1 protein-coding gene and 1 pseudogene are annotated in these 420 nt (G+C 71.9%); both read right to left on the minus strand.

Going from position 1 to position 420, the window contains the following annotated elements; genetic code table 11:
* The coding region (locus D7Y04_RS42950; RefSeq protein ID WP_147477360.1) for an archease at positions 1 to 231 on the minus strand (231 nt) is incomplete at its 3' end.
* Positions 228 to 420: pseudogene (locus D7Y04_RS42955) on the minus strand (hydrolase); the annotation flags it as partial. The gene D7Y04_RS42950 and the pseudogene D7Y04_RS42955, both read right to left, overlap by 4 nt.

Consider the following 420-nt stretch of genomic DNA (forward strand, 5'->3'; position numbering starts at 1 on the left):
CCAGTCCATCAGCAGCCCCTCCCGGTCGACGGCGTCGCACACCACGTCCACCTCCTCGCGCACCTCCACGGTGGACGGGTCCGTCACGCGCGTGCACAGCGCGACCGCGACCTGCTCGAAGGCCACCTCGGGCGTGCGGCCCTCGCCTCGCACCGCGACCTCGCCGCCCCGGGAGAAGACCTCCCAGCGAGGGGGCGGGGACTCGTCTCCGGTCCATGGCTCCGTGCTCATTCACGCGCCTCCAGTCGAGGTGCATCCAGGTGTCGCGTGAACCAGTCCGCCGCGCGGCGCGCCACCTCCTCCAGCGTGCCGGGCTCCTCGAACAGGTGGGTGGCGCCGGGGATGACGATGAGGGACTTGGCGGCGGACAGCTCGTCGAACGCGTCCTGGTTCAGCTCCAGCACGTCCACGTCCAGGCTG

Origin of the sequence: Corallococcus sp. AB038B (assembly GCF_003668955.1) — a bacterium.
GTDB lineage: Bacteria > Myxococcota > Myxococcia > Myxococcales > Myxococcaceae > Corallococcus > Corallococcus exiguus.